Source organism: Sabulicella flocculans, from assembly GCF_045449635.1.
Classification (GTDB): Bacteria; Pseudomonadota; Alphaproteobacteria; order Acetobacterales; family Acetobacteraceae; genus Roseococcus.
The window spans coordinates 33488-49967 of sequence record NZ_JBJJBR010000003.1 but is presented as its reverse complement, the minus strand read 5'-3'; the positions used below and the strand labels follow the sequence as shown (position 1 = coordinate 49967).

17 protein-coding genes and 1 other RNA gene are annotated in these 16480 nt (G+C 73.5%); 7 read left to right on the top strand and 11 right to left on the bottom strand.

Features of this window, described 5'->3' with window-relative positions; genetic code table 11:
- The first annotated feature begins 39 nt into the window (after nucleotides 1-39).
- Both ACI6QG_RS05055 and ACI6QG_RS05050 read left to right on the top strand, forming a co-directional pair.
- Nucleotides 40-1380, top strand: a complete 1341-nt coding sequence (locus tag ACI6QG_RS05055; RefSeq protein ID WP_407023482.1) for a leucyl aminopeptidase family protein — start codon at nucleotides 40-42, stop codon at nucleotides 1378-1380.
- A 115-nt stretch (nucleotides 1381-1495) separates the two neighbouring features.
- On the top strand, nucleotides 1496-1894 hold the full coding sequence (locus ACI6QG_RS05050; RefSeq protein WP_407023481.1) for a MarR family transcriptional regulator: 399 nt from the start codon (nucleotides 1496-1498) through the stop codon (nucleotides 1892-1894).
- On the opposite strand, the gene ACI6QG_RS05045 is transcribed toward ACI6QG_RS05050, so the two are convergent.
- From ACI6QG_RS05045 to ACI6QG_RS05010, 8 genes are all read right to left on the bottom strand, one after another.
- Nucleotides 1888-2820, bottom strand: a complete 933-nt coding sequence (locus tag ACI6QG_RS05045; protein ID WP_407023730.1) for a 2-hydroxyacid dehydrogenase — start codon at nucleotides 2818-2820, stop codon at nucleotides 1888-1890. The two genes, ACI6QG_RS05050 and ACI6QG_RS05045, sit on opposite strands and share 7 nt — an antisense overlap.
- A 52-nt stretch (nucleotides 2821-2872) precedes the next feature.
- Entirely contained in the window at nucleotides 2873-3322 is a 450-nt protein-coding gene (locus ACI6QG_RS05040; protein WP_407023480.1) for a hypothetical protein, read from the bottom strand.
- Nucleotides 3319-4914 carry an ABC transporter ATP-binding protein gene (locus tag ACI6QG_RS05035; protein WP_407023479.1) on the bottom strand — a complete coding sequence of 532 codons (1596 nt, stop codon included), beginning with the start codon at nucleotides 4912-4914 and terminating at the stop codon, nucleotides 3319-3321. Before ACI6QG_RS05035 ends, ACI6QG_RS05040 begins: the two co-directional genes overlap by 4 nt.
- Before the next feature lie 133 nt (nucleotides 4915-5047).
- The gene (locus ACI6QG_RS05030) at nucleotides 5048-6085 is read right to left on the bottom strand and encodes an ABC transporter permease (RefSeq protein ID WP_407023478.1); all 1038 of its coding nucleotides are present in this window, start codon (nucleotides 6083-6085) and stop codon (nucleotides 5048-5050) included.
- The gene (locus ACI6QG_RS05025; protein ID WP_407023477.1) at nucleotides 6082-7179 is read right to left on the bottom strand and encodes a microcin C ABC transporter permease YejB; all 1098 of its coding nucleotides are present in this window, start codon (nucleotides 7177-7179) and stop codon (nucleotides 6082-6084) included. The genes ACI6QG_RS05030 and ACI6QG_RS05025 overlap by 4 nt, the downstream gene beginning before the upstream one ends.
- 52 nt (nucleotides 7180-7231) lie before the next feature.
- Nucleotides 7232-9064, bottom strand: coding sequence for an extracellular solute-binding protein (locus ACI6QG_RS05020; RefSeq protein ID WP_407023476.1), 1833 nt, complete (start codon nucleotides 9062-9064; stop codon nucleotides 7232-7234).
- 25 nt (nucleotides 9065-9089) lie between these two features.
- Complete coding sequence (gene hisN, locus ACI6QG_RS05015; RefSeq protein WP_407023475.1) at nucleotides 9090-9869, bottom strand: histidinol-phosphatase; 780 nt, start codon at nucleotides 9867-9869, stop codon at nucleotides 9090-9092.
- A gap of 7 nt (nucleotides 9870-9876) precedes the next feature.
- Nucleotides 9877-10413, bottom strand: a complete 537-nt coding sequence (locus tag ACI6QG_RS05010; RefSeq protein WP_407023474.1) for a c-type cytochrome — start codon at nucleotides 10411-10413, stop codon at nucleotides 9877-9879.
- A gap of 118 nt (nucleotides 10414-10531) precedes the next feature.
- Between ACI6QG_RS05010 and ACI6QG_RS05005 the strand changes: the two genes are divergently transcribed.
- The 3 genes from ACI6QG_RS05005 (at nucleotide 10532) to ACI6QG_RS04995 (ending at nucleotide 12963) form a co-directional block, all read left to right on the top strand.
- Nucleotides 10532-11377, top strand: a complete 846-nt coding sequence (locus tag ACI6QG_RS05005) for a prephenate dehydratase (protein ID WP_407023473.1) — start codon at nucleotides 10532-10534, stop codon at nucleotides 11375-11377.
- 109 nt (nucleotides 11378-11486) lie between these two features.
- Nucleotides 11487-11867, top strand: a complete 381-nt coding sequence (locus tag ACI6QG_RS05000) for a DUF2382 domain-containing protein (RefSeq protein WP_407023472.1) — start codon at nucleotides 11487-11489, stop codon at nucleotides 11865-11867.
- 19 nt (nucleotides 11868-11886) lie between these two features.
- On the top strand, nucleotides 11887-12963 hold the full coding sequence (locus ACI6QG_RS04995) for a YsnF/AvaK domain-containing protein (RefSeq protein ID WP_407023471.1): 1077 nt from the start codon (nucleotides 11887-11889) through the stop codon (nucleotides 12961-12963).
- A gap of 27 nt (nucleotides 12964-12990) precedes the next feature.
- Here the strand turns inward: ACI6QG_RS04995 and ACI6QG_RS04990 are convergent, their stop codons facing one another.
- The 3 genes from ACI6QG_RS04990 to ACI6QG_RS04980 all read right to left on the bottom strand — a co-directional run bounded on the left by ACI6QG_RS04990 (nucleotide 12991) and on the right by ACI6QG_RS04980 (nucleotide 14441).
- Nucleotides 12991-13287 (bottom strand): phosphoribosylamine--glycine ligase, encoded by a 297-nt coding sequence (locus tag ACI6QG_RS04990; RefSeq protein WP_407023470.1) that lies wholly within the window; start codon nucleotides 13285-13287, stop codon nucleotides 12991-12993.
- Nucleotides 13284-14207 (bottom strand): NAD(+) diphosphatase, encoded by a 924-nt coding sequence (nudC, locus tag ACI6QG_RS04985; protein WP_407023469.1) that lies wholly within the window; start codon nucleotides 14205-14207, stop codon nucleotides 13284-13286. Before nudC ends, ACI6QG_RS04990 begins: the two co-directional genes overlap by 4 nt.
- A 105-nt stretch (nucleotides 14208-14312) precedes the next feature.
- The gene (locus ACI6QG_RS04980) at nucleotides 14313-14441 is read right to left on the bottom strand and encodes a hypothetical protein (RefSeq protein ID WP_407023468.1); all 129 of its coding nucleotides are present in this window, start codon (nucleotides 14439-14441) and stop codon (nucleotides 14313-14315) included.
- Between the two features lie 65 nt (nucleotides 14442-14506).
- Between ACI6QG_RS04980 and ffs the strand changes: the two genes are divergently transcribed.
- Together ffs and ACI6QG_RS04970 are read left to right on the top strand one after the other, a co-directional pair.
- An RNA gene (ffs, locus tag ACI6QG_RS04975) (signal recognition particle sRNA small type) lies at nucleotides 14507-14605 on the top strand.
- Between the two features lie 29 nt (nucleotides 14606-14634).
- On the top strand, nucleotides 14635-16479 hold the full coding sequence (locus tag ACI6QG_RS04970) for a DNA polymerase III subunit gamma/tau (RefSeq protein ID WP_407023467.1): 1845 nt from the start codon (nucleotides 14635-14637) through the stop codon (nucleotides 16477-16479).
- Nucleotide 16480: the final 1 nt, after the last annotated feature.

Here is a 16480-nt window from a genome sequence, read left to right as displayed (position 1 = left end):
GCCTTCGCAACACGGGCATGGGTGGCATAATGGCATGGCATGACCCTGAGCTGCTTCACCGACGCCGCCGGCGCCCTGCCCCTGCACCTCGTCGCGCCCGATGGCTGGCGCCCCATCCCCGGCGCGGCCCTGGCGGCGGCGCAGGGCTTCGACGCCAGGCCCGGCAGCCACGCGCTGCTGACCGACGGCGCGCGCATCACCGGCGCGCTGGTCGGCCGCAGCGAGGACCCGCGGCGCTACGGCGCGCTGCCGCACGCCCTGCCGGAAGGCACGTCCTGGCAGGGCGGCGACGCGGGCGTGGCGCTGGGCTGGGCGCTGGGCGCCTATCGCTACGCCCGCTTCAAGGCGCCCAAGCGCGCCCCGGCGCTGCTGGTGCCGCCGCCGGGCTTCGACGCCGCGCTGCCCGCCGCCACCTGGCGCGCGCGCGACCTCATCAACACCCCCGCCAGCCACCTGGGGCCGGAGGAGCTGTGCGCCGCGGTGGCCGAGGTGGGCGCGGCGCATGGCGCGCGCGTGCGGGTGATGGAAGGCGCCGAGGTGGCGGAGGGCTTCTCGGCCCTGCACGCGGTGGGCGCCGCCAGCCCGCGCGCGCCGCGCGTGGCGATGCTGGAATGGGGGGATTCCGGGCCGCTGCTGGCGCTGTGCGGCAAGGGCGTGTCCTTCGACACCGGCGGGCTGGACCTGAAGCCCAGCAGCGCCATGCTGCGCATGAAGAAGGACATGGGCGGGGCGGCGGTGATGCTGGCCCTGGCCGAGGCGCTGATGGCCCGGCGTGCGCCGTGCCGCATCCTGCTGCTGGTGGGCGCGGTGGAGAACAGCGTGGGCGGCGCCGCCTTCCGCCCCGGCGACGTGCTGCGCACCCGCCAGGGCCTGTCGGTGGAAATCGGCAACACCGACGCCGAGGGCCGCTTGGTGCTGGCCGACCTGCTGGCCTTCGCCGCGGAACGCCAGCCCGCCTTGCTGCTGGACGCCGCCACCTTGACCGGCGCCGCCCGGGTGGCGCTGGGGCCGGAACTGCCGGCGCTGTTCAGCACCGATGACGCCCTGGCCGGGGCACTGCTGGCGGCCGGCGCCGCCGCGCACGCGCCGCTGTGGCGCCTGCCGCTGCACGCCGCCTACGAATCCTGGCTGGACAGCACGGTGGCCGACCTGGGCAACGTCGCCGCCCGGCCGATGGCCGGCGCCATCGTCGCCGCCCTGTTCCTGCGCCGCTTCGTGCCGGAGGGCACGCCCTGGGCGCACCTGGACTGCTACTGCTGGAACGACAGCACCCGGCCCGGCGCGCCGGAGGGCGGCGAGGCCACCGGCCTGCCCGCGCTGCTGGACGGCATCGAGGCCTGGCTGGCCGGCCGGGCGGACCCGGGGCCGGACAGCGAATGAAATTCTTGCAATATTGAGTCGCCTTGCCCCTAATAAGCCGGTGTCGCATCCCCACCTGCGGAGTCGGAGATGTCACCAAATCCCCCCCGGGGTGGGGGGCAGGGAAACGGGAACCATGGCGTCGCAGACCAATCCGGATCAGATGGTGGGGGTCCTGCGGGACACCATCGTGACGCTGGTGCGCCGCGACGGGCCTGACCTGTCGGCGCGTCAGCTCGCCGTCTTCCTCAGCGTCTACCTCAGCCCCGGGCCGCACACGGTGCGCGGGCTGGCGACGGCGCTGAACGTCTCCAAGCCCGCCATCACCCGCGCGCTGGACCGCCTGGGCGAGCTGGACCTAGCCAAGCGCAAGCTGGACATGATGGACCGCCGCTCCGTCCTCGTGCAGCGCACCCTGCCGGGCGCCGCCTTCCTGGGCGAGCTGCGCCGCATCATGGCGGAGGCCGAGGGCGCCGTCGCCGGGATGCCGCTGCCGGAGGCGGCGAACAGCGGCTTGCTGGAAGCCGCTCAGTAGCCGGCGGAGAAGTCCACCAGGTTCAGCAGCGGCTCGCCGGCGCGGGCGCGGCGCAGGTTCTCCACCACCTGCGGCGCCGCCGAGCGCGGGATGGTGATGGAGGCCGCATGCGGCGTCATCACCACGCGCGGATGCGCCCAGAAGGGGTGCTCCGGCGGCAGGGGCTCGGGCTCGAACACGTCCAGCGCGGCGGCGGCGAGATGGCCGGAATCCAGCGCCGCCAGCAGGTCCTCCTGCACCACGTGGCCGCCGCGGGCGCCGTTCACCAGGAAGGCGCCGCGCGGCAGCAGGGCCAGGGTTTCGCGGTTCAGCACGCCGCGGGTCTCCGGCGTCAGCGGCAGCAGGCAGACCAGGATGTCGGTGCGCGGGAGCATGGCGTGCAGCCCGTCCTCGCCATGGAAGGTGGGGATGCCGGGGATGTCGCGCGGGCGGCGGGCCCAGCCCTGCACGGGGAAGCCCAGCGCCTGGCAGGCGCGGGCGGCGGCCAGCCCCAGCTCGCCCAGGCCGAGGAAGCCGATGCGCCGCTCCGCCGTCTCGGGCGCCGGCAGCTCCTCCCACACGCGCTGGGCCTGGAGGGCACGGTAGTCCAGGTCCTGCCGGTGGAAGCGCAGCACGTTCAGCAGCACCCATTCGGCCATGCCGGTGGTCAGCCGCTCATCCTTCAGCCGCGCCACCGGGATGCCGGGCGGCGGCCCGGGCGGGCGCAGCAGGTGGTCCACCCCGGCGCCCATGGAGACGATGAGGCGCAGGTTGGGGTAGCGCCGCAGCTCCGCCATGTCGTGCTGGGTCCAGCATACCGCGGCCTCGATGGAGGCGGGGTCGCCGGCATCGGGGAACAGGCGGATGTCGAGCGACGGGTCGCAGGCCAGCAGGGCGTCGCGCCAGTCGGCCATGGCGTTGGCCTTGGTGGAAAGCAGGATGGCCATCACGCCCCCGATCGTTGGCGGGCGCGGCCCGGAGACGTGCCTCGGCGGCGCATCAGGCCTCCCCGTGGAAGGAGCGGACATAGGCCCGCCAGTCGTCGCGCCGCGTCGCCACGCGCTCGGTGCCGTCCGGCCGCTTGCTGTAGAGCGACAGCAGGCCGCGCGCCCACATCAGGTCGAAATTGAGGTCGCTGTGCAGCACGTGGGCGGCGGTGCGGTGGAACACGCCGTCCTTCACCGCCGGCAGCACCTTCCACACCCACCAGGCGCAGCCCGCCGCCAGCACCGCCGCGCCCAGGTAGAAATGCACCAGCGCGGTGGCGGCGAAGGAGGACACCAGGATGAGCCCGGCCGGGATGATGTTCTCGGCATAGCGGTACACCGGCGAGCCGGGCGAGTTCATCTTGCGGATGTGGATGCCCAGCTTGACCGTGCCGCTGTCCAGCAGGTCGCGCAGCTTCTCGCGCTCCTGGCCGGCCCAGGGGTGGGGTGCGGTGTCGCTCATGCGGTGGTCAGCTCGAAGGCGGCGCTCATCAGGGCGCGGGTATAGGGGTCTTTCGGGCTGCGTGTCAGGGCCTCGGCCTCGCCTTCCTCGACGATGCGGCCCTGCCGCATCACCAGGATGCGGTGGGCCATGGCGCGGACCACCTTCAGGTCGTGGCTGATGAACAGGAAGGCCAGGCCGTGCCGCGCCTGCAGGCCGCGCAGCAGCTCCACCACCTGCGCCTGCACGGAGACGTCCAGCGCGCTGGTCGGCTCGTCCAGCACCAGCAGGCGGGGCTTCAGCACCAGGGCGCGGGCGATGGCCAGGCGCTGGCGCTGCCCGCCGCTGAACTCGTGCGGGTAGCGCCCCATCACGGCAGGGTCGAGGCCCACCTCCTCCAGCGCCTGGGCCACGCGGGCCTCGCGCTCGGCGGCGCGCAGGGCGGGCTCGTGCACCAGCAGCCCCTCGCCGACGATCTCGCCGGCGCTCATGCGCGGCGAGAGCGAGCCGTAGGGGTCCTGGAACACCACCTGCATCCGCGCGCGCAGCGGCCGCATGGCGCCGCGGTCCAGCCCAGCGATGTCGTGCCCCTCGAAGCGGATGGCGCCGCGCGAGGCTTCGAGGCGCAGCAGCGCCATGCCCAGCGTCGTCTTGCCCGAGCCGGATTCGCCCACCACGCCCAGCGTCTCGCCGGCGCGCAGGCGCAGGGAGACGCCCTGCACCGCCTTCACCTCGCCCACCTGCCGGCGCAGCAGGCCGCGGCGGATGGGGAAGCCGACATGGATGTCCTGCGCCTCCAGCACCGTCGGCGCATCCTCCGGCACCGGGGCGGGGCGGCCGCGCGGCTCGGTGGCCAGCAGCATGCGGGTGTAGGGGTGCTGCGGGGCGGCGAAGAGGGCCGCCGTCTCGCCCTGCTCGACGACGCGGCCATCCTTCATCACCACCACGCGCTGCGCGTGGCGGCGCACGATGGCGAGGTCGTGGGTGATGAACAGCACCGCCATGCCGGTGCGCGCCTTCAGCTGCGCGATGAGTTCCAGGATCTGCGCCTGGATGGTGACGTCCAGCGCGGTGGTCGGCTCGTCGGCGATCAGCAGCTTCGGGTCGTTGGCCAGGGCGGCGGCGATCATCACCCGCTGGCGCTGCCCGCCGGAAAGCTGGTGCGGATAGGCGCCCAGGCGCTGCTTCGGGTCCGGCAGGCCGGCGGCTTCCAGGCGGCGCACCACCTCGGCCTCCAGCGCGGCGCCGCGCAGCGGCCGATGGAGGGTGATGGCCTCGCCCACCTGGCGGCCGATGCTGTGCAGCGGGTTCAGGCTGGTCATCGGCTCCTGGAACACCATGCCGGCGACGCCGCCGCGCAGCCGGTGCAGCGCCGACTCGCCGGCCGCCAGCACGTCGGTGCCGTCCAGGATGATGCGCCCCTCGGGGTTGGAGCCGGCGGCGGCCAGCAGCCGCAGCACCGAGAGCGCGGTGACCGACTTGCCGGAGCCGGATTCGCCCACCAGCGCCACCGTCTCGCCGGGGTTCACGGTGAAGGAGGCGCCCTCCACCACGCGGCGGCCGTTGAAGGCGACGGACAGGCCCTCGACCGACAGCAGGGGTGTGGAGGTCATGGGGCTGCCCCAAACGAATCCGGCCGCAGAGCGGCCGGCGCCGCCCAACCGACCTGCCGGCCTGCGCACCCGCGGCGCGGCGAAGCCAAGGCCGCGGATGCGGCCGCCCGGCGTCTGAGGGCGAAGAAACCCTTCACGAACGCTGCCCTCCGGGCAGCTTTCGTGGGTCGAAGGCGTCGCGCACCGCCTCGCCGATGAAGATCAGCAGGGTCAGCACGCCGCCCAGCACCACGAAGCCGGTGAAGGCCAGCCAGGGCGCCTGCAGGTTGTTCTTGCCCTGCGCCAGCAGCTCCCCCAGCGAGGGCGAGCCGGGCGGCAGGCCGAAGCCCAGGAAGTCGAGCGAGGCCAGCACGGTGACCGAGCCGGACAGGATGAACGGCAGGAAGGTCAGCGTCGCCACCATGGCGTTGGGCAGGATGTGCCGCCACATCAGCGTGCGGTCCGGCACGCCGAGCGCGCGGGCGGCGCGCACGTAGTCCAGGTTGCGGCCGCGCAGGAACTCGGCGCGCACCACCCCCACCAGCCCCATCCAGGAGAACAGCAGCAGGAAGCCCAGCAGCGTCCAGAAGGAGGGCTCGATGACGCTGGCCAGGATGATGAGCAGGAAAAGCTGCGGCATGCCCGACCAGATCTCGATGAAGCGCTGGAACAGCAGGTCGGTCCAGCCGCCGTAGTAGCCCTGCACCGCCCCGGCCATGATGCCGATGATCGAGGCGAGGACCGTCAGCGTGAAGCCGAACAGCACGGAGATGCGGAAGCCGTAGATCACGCGCGCCATCACGTCGCGGGCCTGGTCGTCGGTGCCCAGCCAGTTGCGGCTGCTGGGCGGCGCCGGCGCCGGCCGCCCGAGGTCGCGCACCACCGAGCGCGCATCGTGCCGGATCGGCGGCCAGAGCACCCAGCCGCCGCGCTCCGCCACGGAGCGCGCGAAGTCGGGGTCGGCCCAGTCGGCGGTGACGGGCAGGCCGTCGGGCACCACGTCGTCCTCGGCGTAGTCGAGCGCCACGGGGGCGAACCAGCGTCCCTCCACCTTCGCCAGCAGCGGGCGGTCATTGGCGATGAGTTCCGCGCCCAGCGTCAGCCCGAACAGCGCCAGGAAGATCCACAGGCTCCACCAGCCGCGGCGGTTGGCGCGGAAATTCGCCAGGCGGCGGCGGTTCAGCGGGCTCACCGCCGCGCCTCGAAATCAATGCGCGGGTCCACCAGCGTGTAGGTGAAGTCCGACACGATCTGCATCAGCAGCCCCAGCAGGGTGAAGACGTAGAGCGTGCCGAACATCACCGGGTAGTCGCGGCGGATGGCGGCCTCGAAGCCCAGCAGGCCCAGCCCGTCCAGCGAGAAGATGATCTCCACCAGCAACGCGCCGGTGAACAGGATGCCGATGAAGGCAGCCGGGAAGCCGGCGATGATGATGAGCATGGCGTTGCGGAACACGTGGCCGTAGAGGATGCGCCCCTCGCCCGCGCCCTTGGCGCGCGCCGTCAGCACGTATTGCTTGTTGATCTCCTCCAGGAAGGAGTTCTTGGTCAGCATGGTGAGGCCCGCGAAGCCGCCGATCACCAGCGTGATGGTGGGCAGCGTGACGTGCCATGCGTAGTCCAGCGCGCGCTGCCAGAACGGCCAGTCCGCCGAGCCCGACGAGGCCAGCCCGCGCAGCGGGAACCACTGCACGAAGGAGCCGCCGGCGAACAGCACCACCAGCAGCACCGCGAACAGGAAGCCCGGGATGGCGTAGCCCACCAGCACCACGGCGGAGGTCCAGAGGTCGAAGCGCGAGCCGTCGCGCACCGCCTTGCGGATGCCCAGCGGGATGGAGACGAGGTAGATGATCAGCGTGCTCCACAACCCCAGCGAGACCGAGACGGGCAGCTTCTCCAGGATCAGCGTCCAGACCGGCGCGTCGCGGAACAGCGAGCGCCCGAGGTCGAAGGTGGCGTAGCCCTTCAGCATCTCCCAGAAACGGACATGCGCCGGCTTGTCGAAGCCGAAGGCGCGCTCGATCTCCTTCACCACCTCGGGGTCCAGCCCGCGGGCGCCGCGGTAGCTGGAGCTGCCCTCGCCCTGGCTGGCGGGCTGCGGCGCGCGCACCTCGCCGCCGCCCTCGCCGGTGATGCGGCCCAGCGCCTGCCCCTCGCCGCGGATCTCGGCGATCATCTGCTCGACGGGCCCGCCGGGGGCCAGCTGCACCAGCGCGAAGTTGATGACGATGATGCCCAGCAAGGTGGGCACCACCAGCAGCAGGCGGCGGAGGAGGTAGGCGGTCACAGCCCCGTCCGACCGCCGGAGGGCGCAGCCCGAGGGCGTGGATCGGCCGGCATCACAAACTCCGTCGGGCGTCCTGCAAGGCGCGTTCCTTCGCCGCGTCCACCCACCAGTCCGTCGGGAAGCCCAGCCCGTATTTCGGGTTGCGCGGCGGCCGGCCGAAGCGGTCCCAGAAGGCGATCCAGAAGGCGCGGTTGTGCCAGTTGGGAATCAGGAAGTGGTTGTGCAGCAGCACGCGGTCCAGCGCGCGGGTGCGGTGCACCAGTTCCTCGCGGTCAGGCGCGGTGATCACCAGCTCCACCAGGGCATCAATGGCGGGCGCGCAGATGCCGGCGATGTTCTGCGAGCCGTTCTCCCGCGCCTTGGCGCAGGTGAAGAAGTCGCGCTGCTCGTTGCCGGGCGAGAGCGACTGCCCGATCACGTCCACCGTCATGTCGAAGTCGAAATTGTCCATCCGCACCTGGTATTGCGCGGGGTCCACGGTGCGCACCCGCGCCTCGATGCCCAGGCGTTGCAGCCATTGCACGTAGGGCAGCGCCACGCGCTCGAAGGAGGGCGAGTTCAGCAGGATCTCGAACTCGAAGCGCTGACCTTGCGCGTTCACCAGCCGGCGCTCGCGCAGCGTCCAGCCGGCCTGCTGCATCAGCGCGATGGCGCGGCGCAGCCCGTCGCGGTTGTTGCCGCTGCCATCGGTGACGGGCAGGCGGAACTCCTCGGTGAAGACGCGCTCCGGCACCTGGCCGCGGAAGCGCTGCAGGATCTCCAGCTCGCGGCCCGTCGGCAGGCCGGACGACGCCAGCTCGCTGTTGGAGAAGAAGCTGGTGGTCCGCGCGTAGAGGCCGAAGAAGATGTTGGCGTTCAGCCATTCGTAGTCGAACAGCTGCACCAGCGCCTCGCGCACCCGCGCATCCCCGAACAGCGGCCGGCGCAGGTTCATGGCGAAGCCCTGCATGCCGCTGGGGCGCTCGTGACGGATGGTGTCGCGCTGCACCAGCCCGCGCCGCACCGCCGGGAAGTCGTAGCCGGTGGACCAGTCGCGGGCGATGTTCTCCGTGCGGAAATCCACCTGCCCGGCCTTGAAGGCCTCGAAGGCCACGGTGGCGTCGCGGAAGTATTCGTAGCGGATGCGGTCGAAGTTGTTGGTGCCCTTGCGGGTATTCAGGTCGCGCGCCCAGTAGTCCTCGACGCGGCGCCACGTCACGCTGCGCCCGGCTTCGAAGCGCTCCAGCCGATAGGGGCCGGAGCCCAGCGGCGGCTCCAGCAGCGGCCGCGCGAAGTCGCGCCCTTCCCACCAATGCTTCGGCAGCACCTGCATCTGGCCGAGGATGAGCGCCAGCTCGCGGTTCTCGTCGCTGCGGAAGCGGAAGGTGACGCGGCGCGGATCCTCCGCCGCCACCGATTCCACGTCGCCCCAGTAGGCGCGGTAGAAGGGGCGGCCGTGGCTGCGCAGCGTCTCGAAGCTCCAGCGCACGTCCTCCGCCGTCACCGGGCGGCCGTCATGCCAGCGCGCGGCGGCGTTCAGCGTGAAGGAGACGCCCTTGCGGTCGGCATGGACCTCGATGGACTCGGCCAGGTGGGCGTATTCGGTGGAGGGCTCGTCCTCGCTTTCCACCAGCAGCGTGTCGTAGAGCAGCCCGCTGCCCACTGCCGGCGTGCCGCGCAGGATGAAGGGGTTGAAGCTGTCGAAGGAGCCGAGCGCCGTCAGCGCGATCTCGCCGCCCTTCGGCGCCTCGGGGTTCACCCAGGGCCAGTGCGGGAAGTCGCGCGGCAGCGCCGGTTCGCCGAGCAGGGACAGGGCGTGGGTGCGCACCGCCCCCTGCTGCGCGTGGAGCGGCCCGGCGAAGGCGAGGAGCCCGGTGCCGGCGGCGAAGAGGGTGCGGCGCTTCATGCGGGTGACATTGGGGGCGCGGCCCTCACGCCGCAAGCGCGGCCACCACCTCGGGCAGCAGGGACGGGTCGCCCAGCGCCACCACGTCGCCCCGCGCGGTGCCCAGGCGCAGCGGGTTGCCGGCCCAGTCGGTCATCCGCCCGCCGGCGCCTTCCAGGATGGGGGCCAGCGCCGCCCAGTCCCAGGGCTTCAGCGTGTCCTCCACCACCAGATCCACCAGCCCCAGCGCCACCAGCCCGTAGAGGTAGCAATCCCCGCCCCAGGAGACGCGCCGCGCGGCGCGGCGCACGCGGTCGAAGCGGGGCATGGTGGCGGGGCTGAAGATGTCGGGCGAGGTGCAGCCAAACTCGGCCTCGGCCAGCGTGGCGCAGCGGCGGGCGCGGACCGGCGCGCCGTTGAAGCTGGTGCCCTGCCCGGCCACGCCCAGCCAGCGCTCCGCCAGCACCGGCTGGTCCAGCAGGCCCAGCACGGGGGCGCCGCGATGCATCAGCCCGATCAGCGTGCCCCAGAGTGGCCGGCCGGTGAGGAAGGCGCGGGTGCCATCGATGGGGTCCAGCACCCAGAGCCATTCGGCATCGGCGCGCTCGGCGCCGTATTCCTCGCCCAGGATGCCGTGCTGCGGGAAGCGATCCGCCAGAAAGCGGCGCAGGGCGCGTTCGGCGGCGCGGTCGGCCTCCGTCACCGGCGAGGCGTCGCCCTTGGCCTCCACCAGCAGCGGCGAGCGGAACAGGGCGCGCGTCTCGGCCGCGGCCAGCGCGGCGGCCTCGTGCGCCGCGGCGACGAACTCGGCCGGGACGTCGCTCACCGCCCGGTCAGGGCAGCGGCGCCGGGCTCGGCGAGAGGCTGCGCAGGAAGGCGATGACGTCGGCGCGCTGCTGGGCGGAGTTCAGCCCGGCGAAGGCCATGCGCGTGCCGGGCATGGCGCGCGCCGGGGCGGCGATGAACTGGTTCAGCGCCTCGTAGTCCCAGGGCTTCTCGGCCAGGGCGCGGTTGGCGGCGGAGTAGTTGAAGCCCGCCACCTGGGCGTGGCCCTTGTTCACGATGTTCCACAGGTTGGGGCCGACGCCGTTGCGCCCGCCATCGGTGAAGGAATGGCAGGAGGCGCAGACGCGGCCGGCCAGGGCGCGGCCGTTGTCGACGTTGGCGGCGGCCAGCAGCGGCGCGATGGGCTCGATGGCCGGGGCGGCGGCGGGCGCGGCGGCCTGCGGGGCCGGGGCCTCGCCCACCTGGATGGCGCTGCGCTCCAGCCGCTGGGTGTGGACCACCTTCTCGCCGATGAAGCCGGCACCCATGAACGCGATGCCCGCGGTAAGGACCGCCGCGAACGCCTTGTTGACCTCCAGGCTCATGCCGGACCCTCTCACGTGAGGCCGGGGCGCGGGTTTGCGCGCCCCCAGCCCCTGGCTTAGACGTGACCCTCACATAGACGCCAAAGCGCCATCCATCAACCGCCCGCACGGACACAGAATGACCACCATCGCCTTCCAGGGCGTTCCCGGCGCCTACTCCGACCTCGCCTGCCGCCGCGCCTATCCGGGCTGGGCCACCCTGCCCTGCCCTTCCTTCGAGGCGGCGATGGAGGCGGTGCGCGACGGCCGGGCGAGGCTGGCGATGTTGCCCTGCGAGAATTCGCTGGCCGGGCGCGTGCCCGACATCCACCGCCTGCTGCCGGATTCCGGCCTCGCCGTGGTGGGCGAGCATTTCGAGCGGGTGGAGCACTGCCTGCTGGCGCGCCCGGGCGCGACGCTGGAGGGGCTGCGCAAGGCGCATTCCCACCCCATGGCGCTGGGCCAGGTGCTGAAGGTCATCAAGGAGCTGTCGCTGACCCCGGTCATCCAGGCCGACACGGCGGGCGCGGCGCAGATGGTGGCGCAGTCCGGCACGCCGGAGGACGCGGCCATCGCCTCCTCCCTCGCGGCGGAGGTCTACGGCCTACAGGTGCTGCGCGCCAACGTGGAGGACGCGCCGCACAACACCACGCGCTTCTACGTGATGGCGCAGCGCCCGGAGACGCCGCCGCTGGAGGCGCCCCACCCCGTCACCACCTTCGTCTTCCGCGTGCGCAACATGCCGGCCGCGCTCTACAAGGCGCTGGGCGGCTTCGCCACCAACGGCGTGAACATGACCAAGCTGGAGAGCTACATGCTCGACGGCGCCTTCACCGCCACGCAGTTCCTGTGCGACGTGGACGGCCACCCGGAGGACCCGCGCCTGTTCCGCGCGCTGGAGGAGCTGCGCTTCTTCACCCGCGAGGTGAAGGTGCTGGGCACCTACCGCGCGCATCCCTTCCGGGTGGCGCACAAGGAAAGCTGACGCCCTCCCGCTGAGGGAACGCCAACCCGCCGCCGCCGCCGCCCGTTCTGGGGCCATTCGGCATCGGAAGGGATGGCAGGTGAACTCCGCAGGGGACAGGGAAGAGGTCGTGCTGCCGCTGGCCGAGGAATCGGCCAGCGTGGCGCGCGTCCGGCGCGAGGGCGGGCGCGTGCGCGTCTCCCTGCGCACGGAGACCCTCCCGCAGGAGGTCACGGAAACCCTGCGCTCCGAGCGGGTCGAGGTCTCGCGCCACGCGGTGGACCGCGTGATCGAGGCCGGCGAGCCCGTCCCGGAGCCGCGGCGCGACGCGAACGGCGACTGGATCATCCCCGTGCTGGAGGAGGTGCTGGTCGTGGAGCGGCGCCTGCTGCTGCGCGAGGAGGTCCGGCTGACGCGCCACGCCACGGAGGAGCAGGTCCGCGAGGTGGTGGCGCTGCGCCGCCAGGTCGCGGAGGTCGAGCACATTCCCCCCGGCGCCGGAACGCCCTGACACGGAAGGAAATCCCCCCATGGACCGCACCATCACCGCCGTCTTCGACACCGAGGCCGAGGCGCGCCGCGCCGAGGACGCCCTGGCCGCGCAGGGCTTCGCCCGCGGGCAGATGCACCTGTACCGCCAGGAAGCCGGCGCCAAGCCGGAGCAGGGCTTCTGGGAAGGCCTCGCCTCCCTGTTCGTGCCCGAGGACGACCGCCACGGCTACGCCGAGGCCGCGCGCCGTGGCGGCACCGTGCTGAGCCTGTCCGTCCCCTCCGAGCGCTTCGAGGCGGCGGCCGACATCCTGGAGGCCAACGGCGCCGTGGACCTGGACGAGCGCGAGGCCGCCTGGCGCGCCGAGGGCTGGTCCGGCCGCTCCTTCGACACCTATGGCGAGGACAGTGTGATGGCGCGCGGCTCCAACCCGCCCGGCACCATGCTCTCGCGCGGGACCGACGACGCGCTGGGCACCAACATCAGCGGCGCCCGGCCGGAGAACGACATGTCCAACCCGCCGGGCACCATGCTGTCCCGCGGGGCGGACGAGGTGCTGGGCACCAACATGAGCGGCGCGCACCCGGAGAACGAGGTCGGCCGCACCGGCAGCATGGCCAGCGGCGCCAACCCGCCGGGCACCATGCTCTCGCGCGGGACGGACGAGGTGCTGGGCACCAACATCTCCGGCGCGCACCCGGAGCATGAGGGCATGGCCACCCGCGCCGCCGGCCTTTCCGGCGAGTCCGAGGCGATCCCGGTGGTGGAGGAGCGCCTGCGCGTCGGCAAGCGCGAGACCGCGCACGGCCGCGTGCGCATCCGCTCCTACGTGGTGGAGACGCCGGTGGAGGAGCAGGTGACGCTGCGCCGCGAGACGGTGGACGTGGAGCGCCGCGTGGTGGACCGCCCGGTGACCGACGCCGACGCGCTGTTCCAGGACCGCGTGATCGAGGCCACCGAGTCCGAGGAGGAGGCGGTGATCGCCAAGGAGGCGCGGGTGACCGGCGAGGTCGTGGTCCGCAAGGACAGCGACGTCCGCACGGAGACGGTGCGCGACACCGTGCGCCGCACCGAGGTCGAGGTCGAGCGCGACGACGGCACCACGCGCAAGGCGTGAGGCCGCAGGGTGGTCATCCGCGCGGCGTCACAGCCCGCGGATGATCTCCACCCCGCCCGGCAGCGCCAGCCCGCGCTCGCGCAGGCAGCGCCGCCAGGCGGTGGTCTCGGCGATGCGCCGCTCCTCGCGGATGCGCGCCTCGTTCATGCTGTTGGGCGTCGGGTTGGCCTCGCGCATCACCATCCGCACCTCGGGCGAACGGCGGGCCTCGGCGCGGCATTCCGCCTGCTCCGGCGTCAGGCGCTCGCCCAGCACGTCGGTGGCGGGGCGGGCGGCGCAGGCGGCCAGCAGGGCCGCCAGGGCCAGGGCGATGGGCGTCTTCATGCGTGCAGCCAGTCCTCGATCAGCCGGCGGGCGATGGAATCCGCCCGCGGCAGGGAGAAGCCATGCGCCTCCGGCGCGGCGATCTCGGCGCGGCTGAACCAGCGCGCGTCCTTCAGCTCCTCCACGTCCAGCGCGATGGCCTCCGTCAGCCCCTCCGCGTGGAAGCCCAGCATGATGGAGGACGGGAAGGGCCAGGGCTGGGAGGAGTGGTAGCGCACCGCGCCCACCGCCACGCCTGTCTCCTCGAACACCTCGCGCCGCACGGCTTCCTCCAGGCTCTCGCCCGGCTCCACGAAGCCGGCCAGGGTGCTGAACATGGTGGTGTTGGGGAAGCGGTGCGAATGGCCCAGCAGGCAGCGGTCGCCGCGCACCACCAGCATGATGACGGCCGGGTCGGTGCGCGGGAAGTGCTGGGCGGCGCAAGCGGTGCAGGCCATGGCGTTGCCGGCCGAGCGCGGCTCGCAGGCCGCGCCGCACACGCCGCAGAAGCGATGCTTCACCCGCCAGTGCATCAGCCCGCGCGCGTGGGCCAGCACGCTGGCCTCGCCGGGTGGCAGCAGCCCGGCCACGGCGCGCAGGTCGTGGAAGGCGCCCATGGCCGGCGGCAGCAGCGGCAGCGGGTCCTCCGCCGCCGAGCAATCCACCGCGAAGGTGGGCCGGCCTTCCCACAGCCCCAGGAAGGCCCAGGGGCCGCCGGCCAGGCGCAGCGCCCGCGCCGCCTCGCCCGACAGCAGCACCGCCTCCGGCCGCCCGGCCTCCACCTGCGCCAGCAGGGAGCGCGCGCGCCAGACCGGCACGAACAGGCTGTCGGGCGCTTCCAGCGCGCCGGCGACGAAGCCGGCCTCCTCCCGCCGGGCCGAGGCGCGGTCGAGCGGGGAGCCGGTGTAGGCGTTGGGGCGGCTGGCGGGGATGGAAAGCATCGCGCCGGACCCTGCCACGCGGCGGGCCGGGCGTGAAGCGCGCCACCCGCCGCGCAGGCGAAGGGCGCGGCGGCGCCGGGGGGCGTGGTGCCGCCCCCCCTCTGGTCAGGCGATGAAGTAGCCGATCACGAAGGCCGCGATGACCAGGGCCAGGCCCCAGACCAGGACGCGGCTGTTCATCCGGCGCTTGTCGCCCTGGCGGGCATCCACCTTGTCCATCGGCTCTTCGGTCATGCCCGGCCAACGTGGCAATGCGCGGTGGGGTTGCCTCGGGCCGGGCGAAGGGCGATATGGGGGGCGGAAGGTCGGCGCTGGACGGGCCCCTCGCCAACCCGGTCAGGTCCGGAAGGAAGCAGCCGTAACGGGTTCTCGCCCGGGTCATGCGCCGGCCTTCCGCCCCTTTCCCGCCGGGAGCCCCCTCCGAGAGATGAGCGACCTGCCGGACCCCGCGCACGAGGACCTTCCCCTGCCGGAGCCCGAGGGCCCCGGCCTGTTCGGCGACGCCCCGGCGGCCCCGCCCCCCACGCCCGCGCCCGCCGCCCCCTACCGCGTGCTGGCCCGCAAGTACCGCCCGCAGGCGCTGGACGACCTGATCGGCCAGGAAGCGCTGGTGCGGGTGCTGCGCAATGCCTTCGCCCGCGGCCGCGTGCACCACGCCTTCCTGCTGACCGGCGTGCGCGGCGTGGGCAAGACCACCACGGCGCGCATCATCGCCCGCGCGCTGAACTGCGTGGGCGTGGATGGCAAGGGCGGCCCCACCGCCGACCCCTGCGGCACCTGCCCTGAATGCGTGGCCATCATGGCCGACCGCCACCCGGACGTGGTGGAGATGGACGCCGCCTCCAACCGCGGCATCGACGACGTGCGGGAGCTGCGCGAGGCGCTGCGCTTCCGCCCCGCCCAGGGCCGCCAGAAGGTGTTCATCCTGGACGAGGTCCACATGCTGACGGAGCAGGCCTTCAACGCCCTGCTGAAGTCGCTGGAGGAGCCGCCGCCCTCCATCACCTTCGTCCTCGCCACCACCGAGCTGCGCAAGGTGCCGGTCACCATCCGCTCGCGCTGCCAGACCTTCGCGCTGCGCCGGGTGCCGGAGGAGCGGCTGGGCCGCCACTTCGCCCGCATCGCCGCGCTGGAGGGGGCGGAGCTGGAGCCCGACGCCCTGGCCATGCTGGCCCGCGCCGCCGACGGCTCGGTGCGCGACGGGCTGTCGCTGCTCGACCAGGCGATCGCGCTGGGCGAGGACGGGCGCGTTTCCGCCGCGCAGGTGCGCGACATGCTGGGCCTGGCCGACCGCTTCCTGGTGCTGGACCTGCTGGAGGCGGCGCTGCGGGGCGACCTGCCCGGCGCCCTGGCCCGGCTGGCCGAGGCGCATGAATGCGGCGCCGAGCCGCTGACGGTGATGCAGGACCTGCTGGAGCAGGTGCACCTGCTGACGCGCTTCCACGCCATCCCCGCCCTGAAGGACGACGCCGCCCTGCCGGAGGCCGAGCGCACCCGCGGCGCCGCCCTGGCCGCCACGCTGTCCGTGCCGGTGCTGGCGCGGGCCTGGCAGATGGTGCTGAAGGGCATCGAGGAGGTGAACGCCGCCCCCGACCGCCTGGCCGCCGCCGAGATGGTGCTGATCCGCCTCGCGCATGTCAGCGAGATGCCGACGCCGGGCGACATCCTGAAGCGGCTGGAGGGCGGCGGCGCGGCGGCGGGCGGCGGCGCCCCTGCCCCCGGCCCGTCCCCGGGCGGCGGGCCGGCGCTGCGCGCGGTGGTGAACGGCCCGCCGGTGGCCGCCGCCGCGCCGCAGCCCGCCGCGCTGGCCGCGCCGACCGAATGGCGCGCCGTGGTGGCGCTGGCGCATGGCGTGGCGCCGCTGCTGCACGCCCACCTGCTGCACGACGTGCATCCGGTGCGGGTGGAGCCGCCGCTGCTGGAGGTGCGCGTCCGCCCGCAGGCGCCGCGCGACCTGGGCGCCAAGCTGGCCGCCCTGCTGGAGGAGCGCACCGGCCGGCGCTGGACCGTGGCGCTGTCCAACGCGCCGGGCGGGCCGACCCTGGCCGAGCAGGCCGCCACCGCCGAGGCCGGGCGGCGGGAGATGGCGCGCGCCCACCCGCTGGTGGTGGCCATCCTGGAGCATTTCCCCGGCGCCGCCATGGAGGCGGTGCGCGACGCCGCCACCGACGCCTACGGCCTGAAGCCGGCGGCCGCGGAGGAGGAGCCGGACGACCTGCCGGACTTCGCGCCCCCGGACGCCGAGCCCGCCGAATTCACCGAGGAGGATTGAG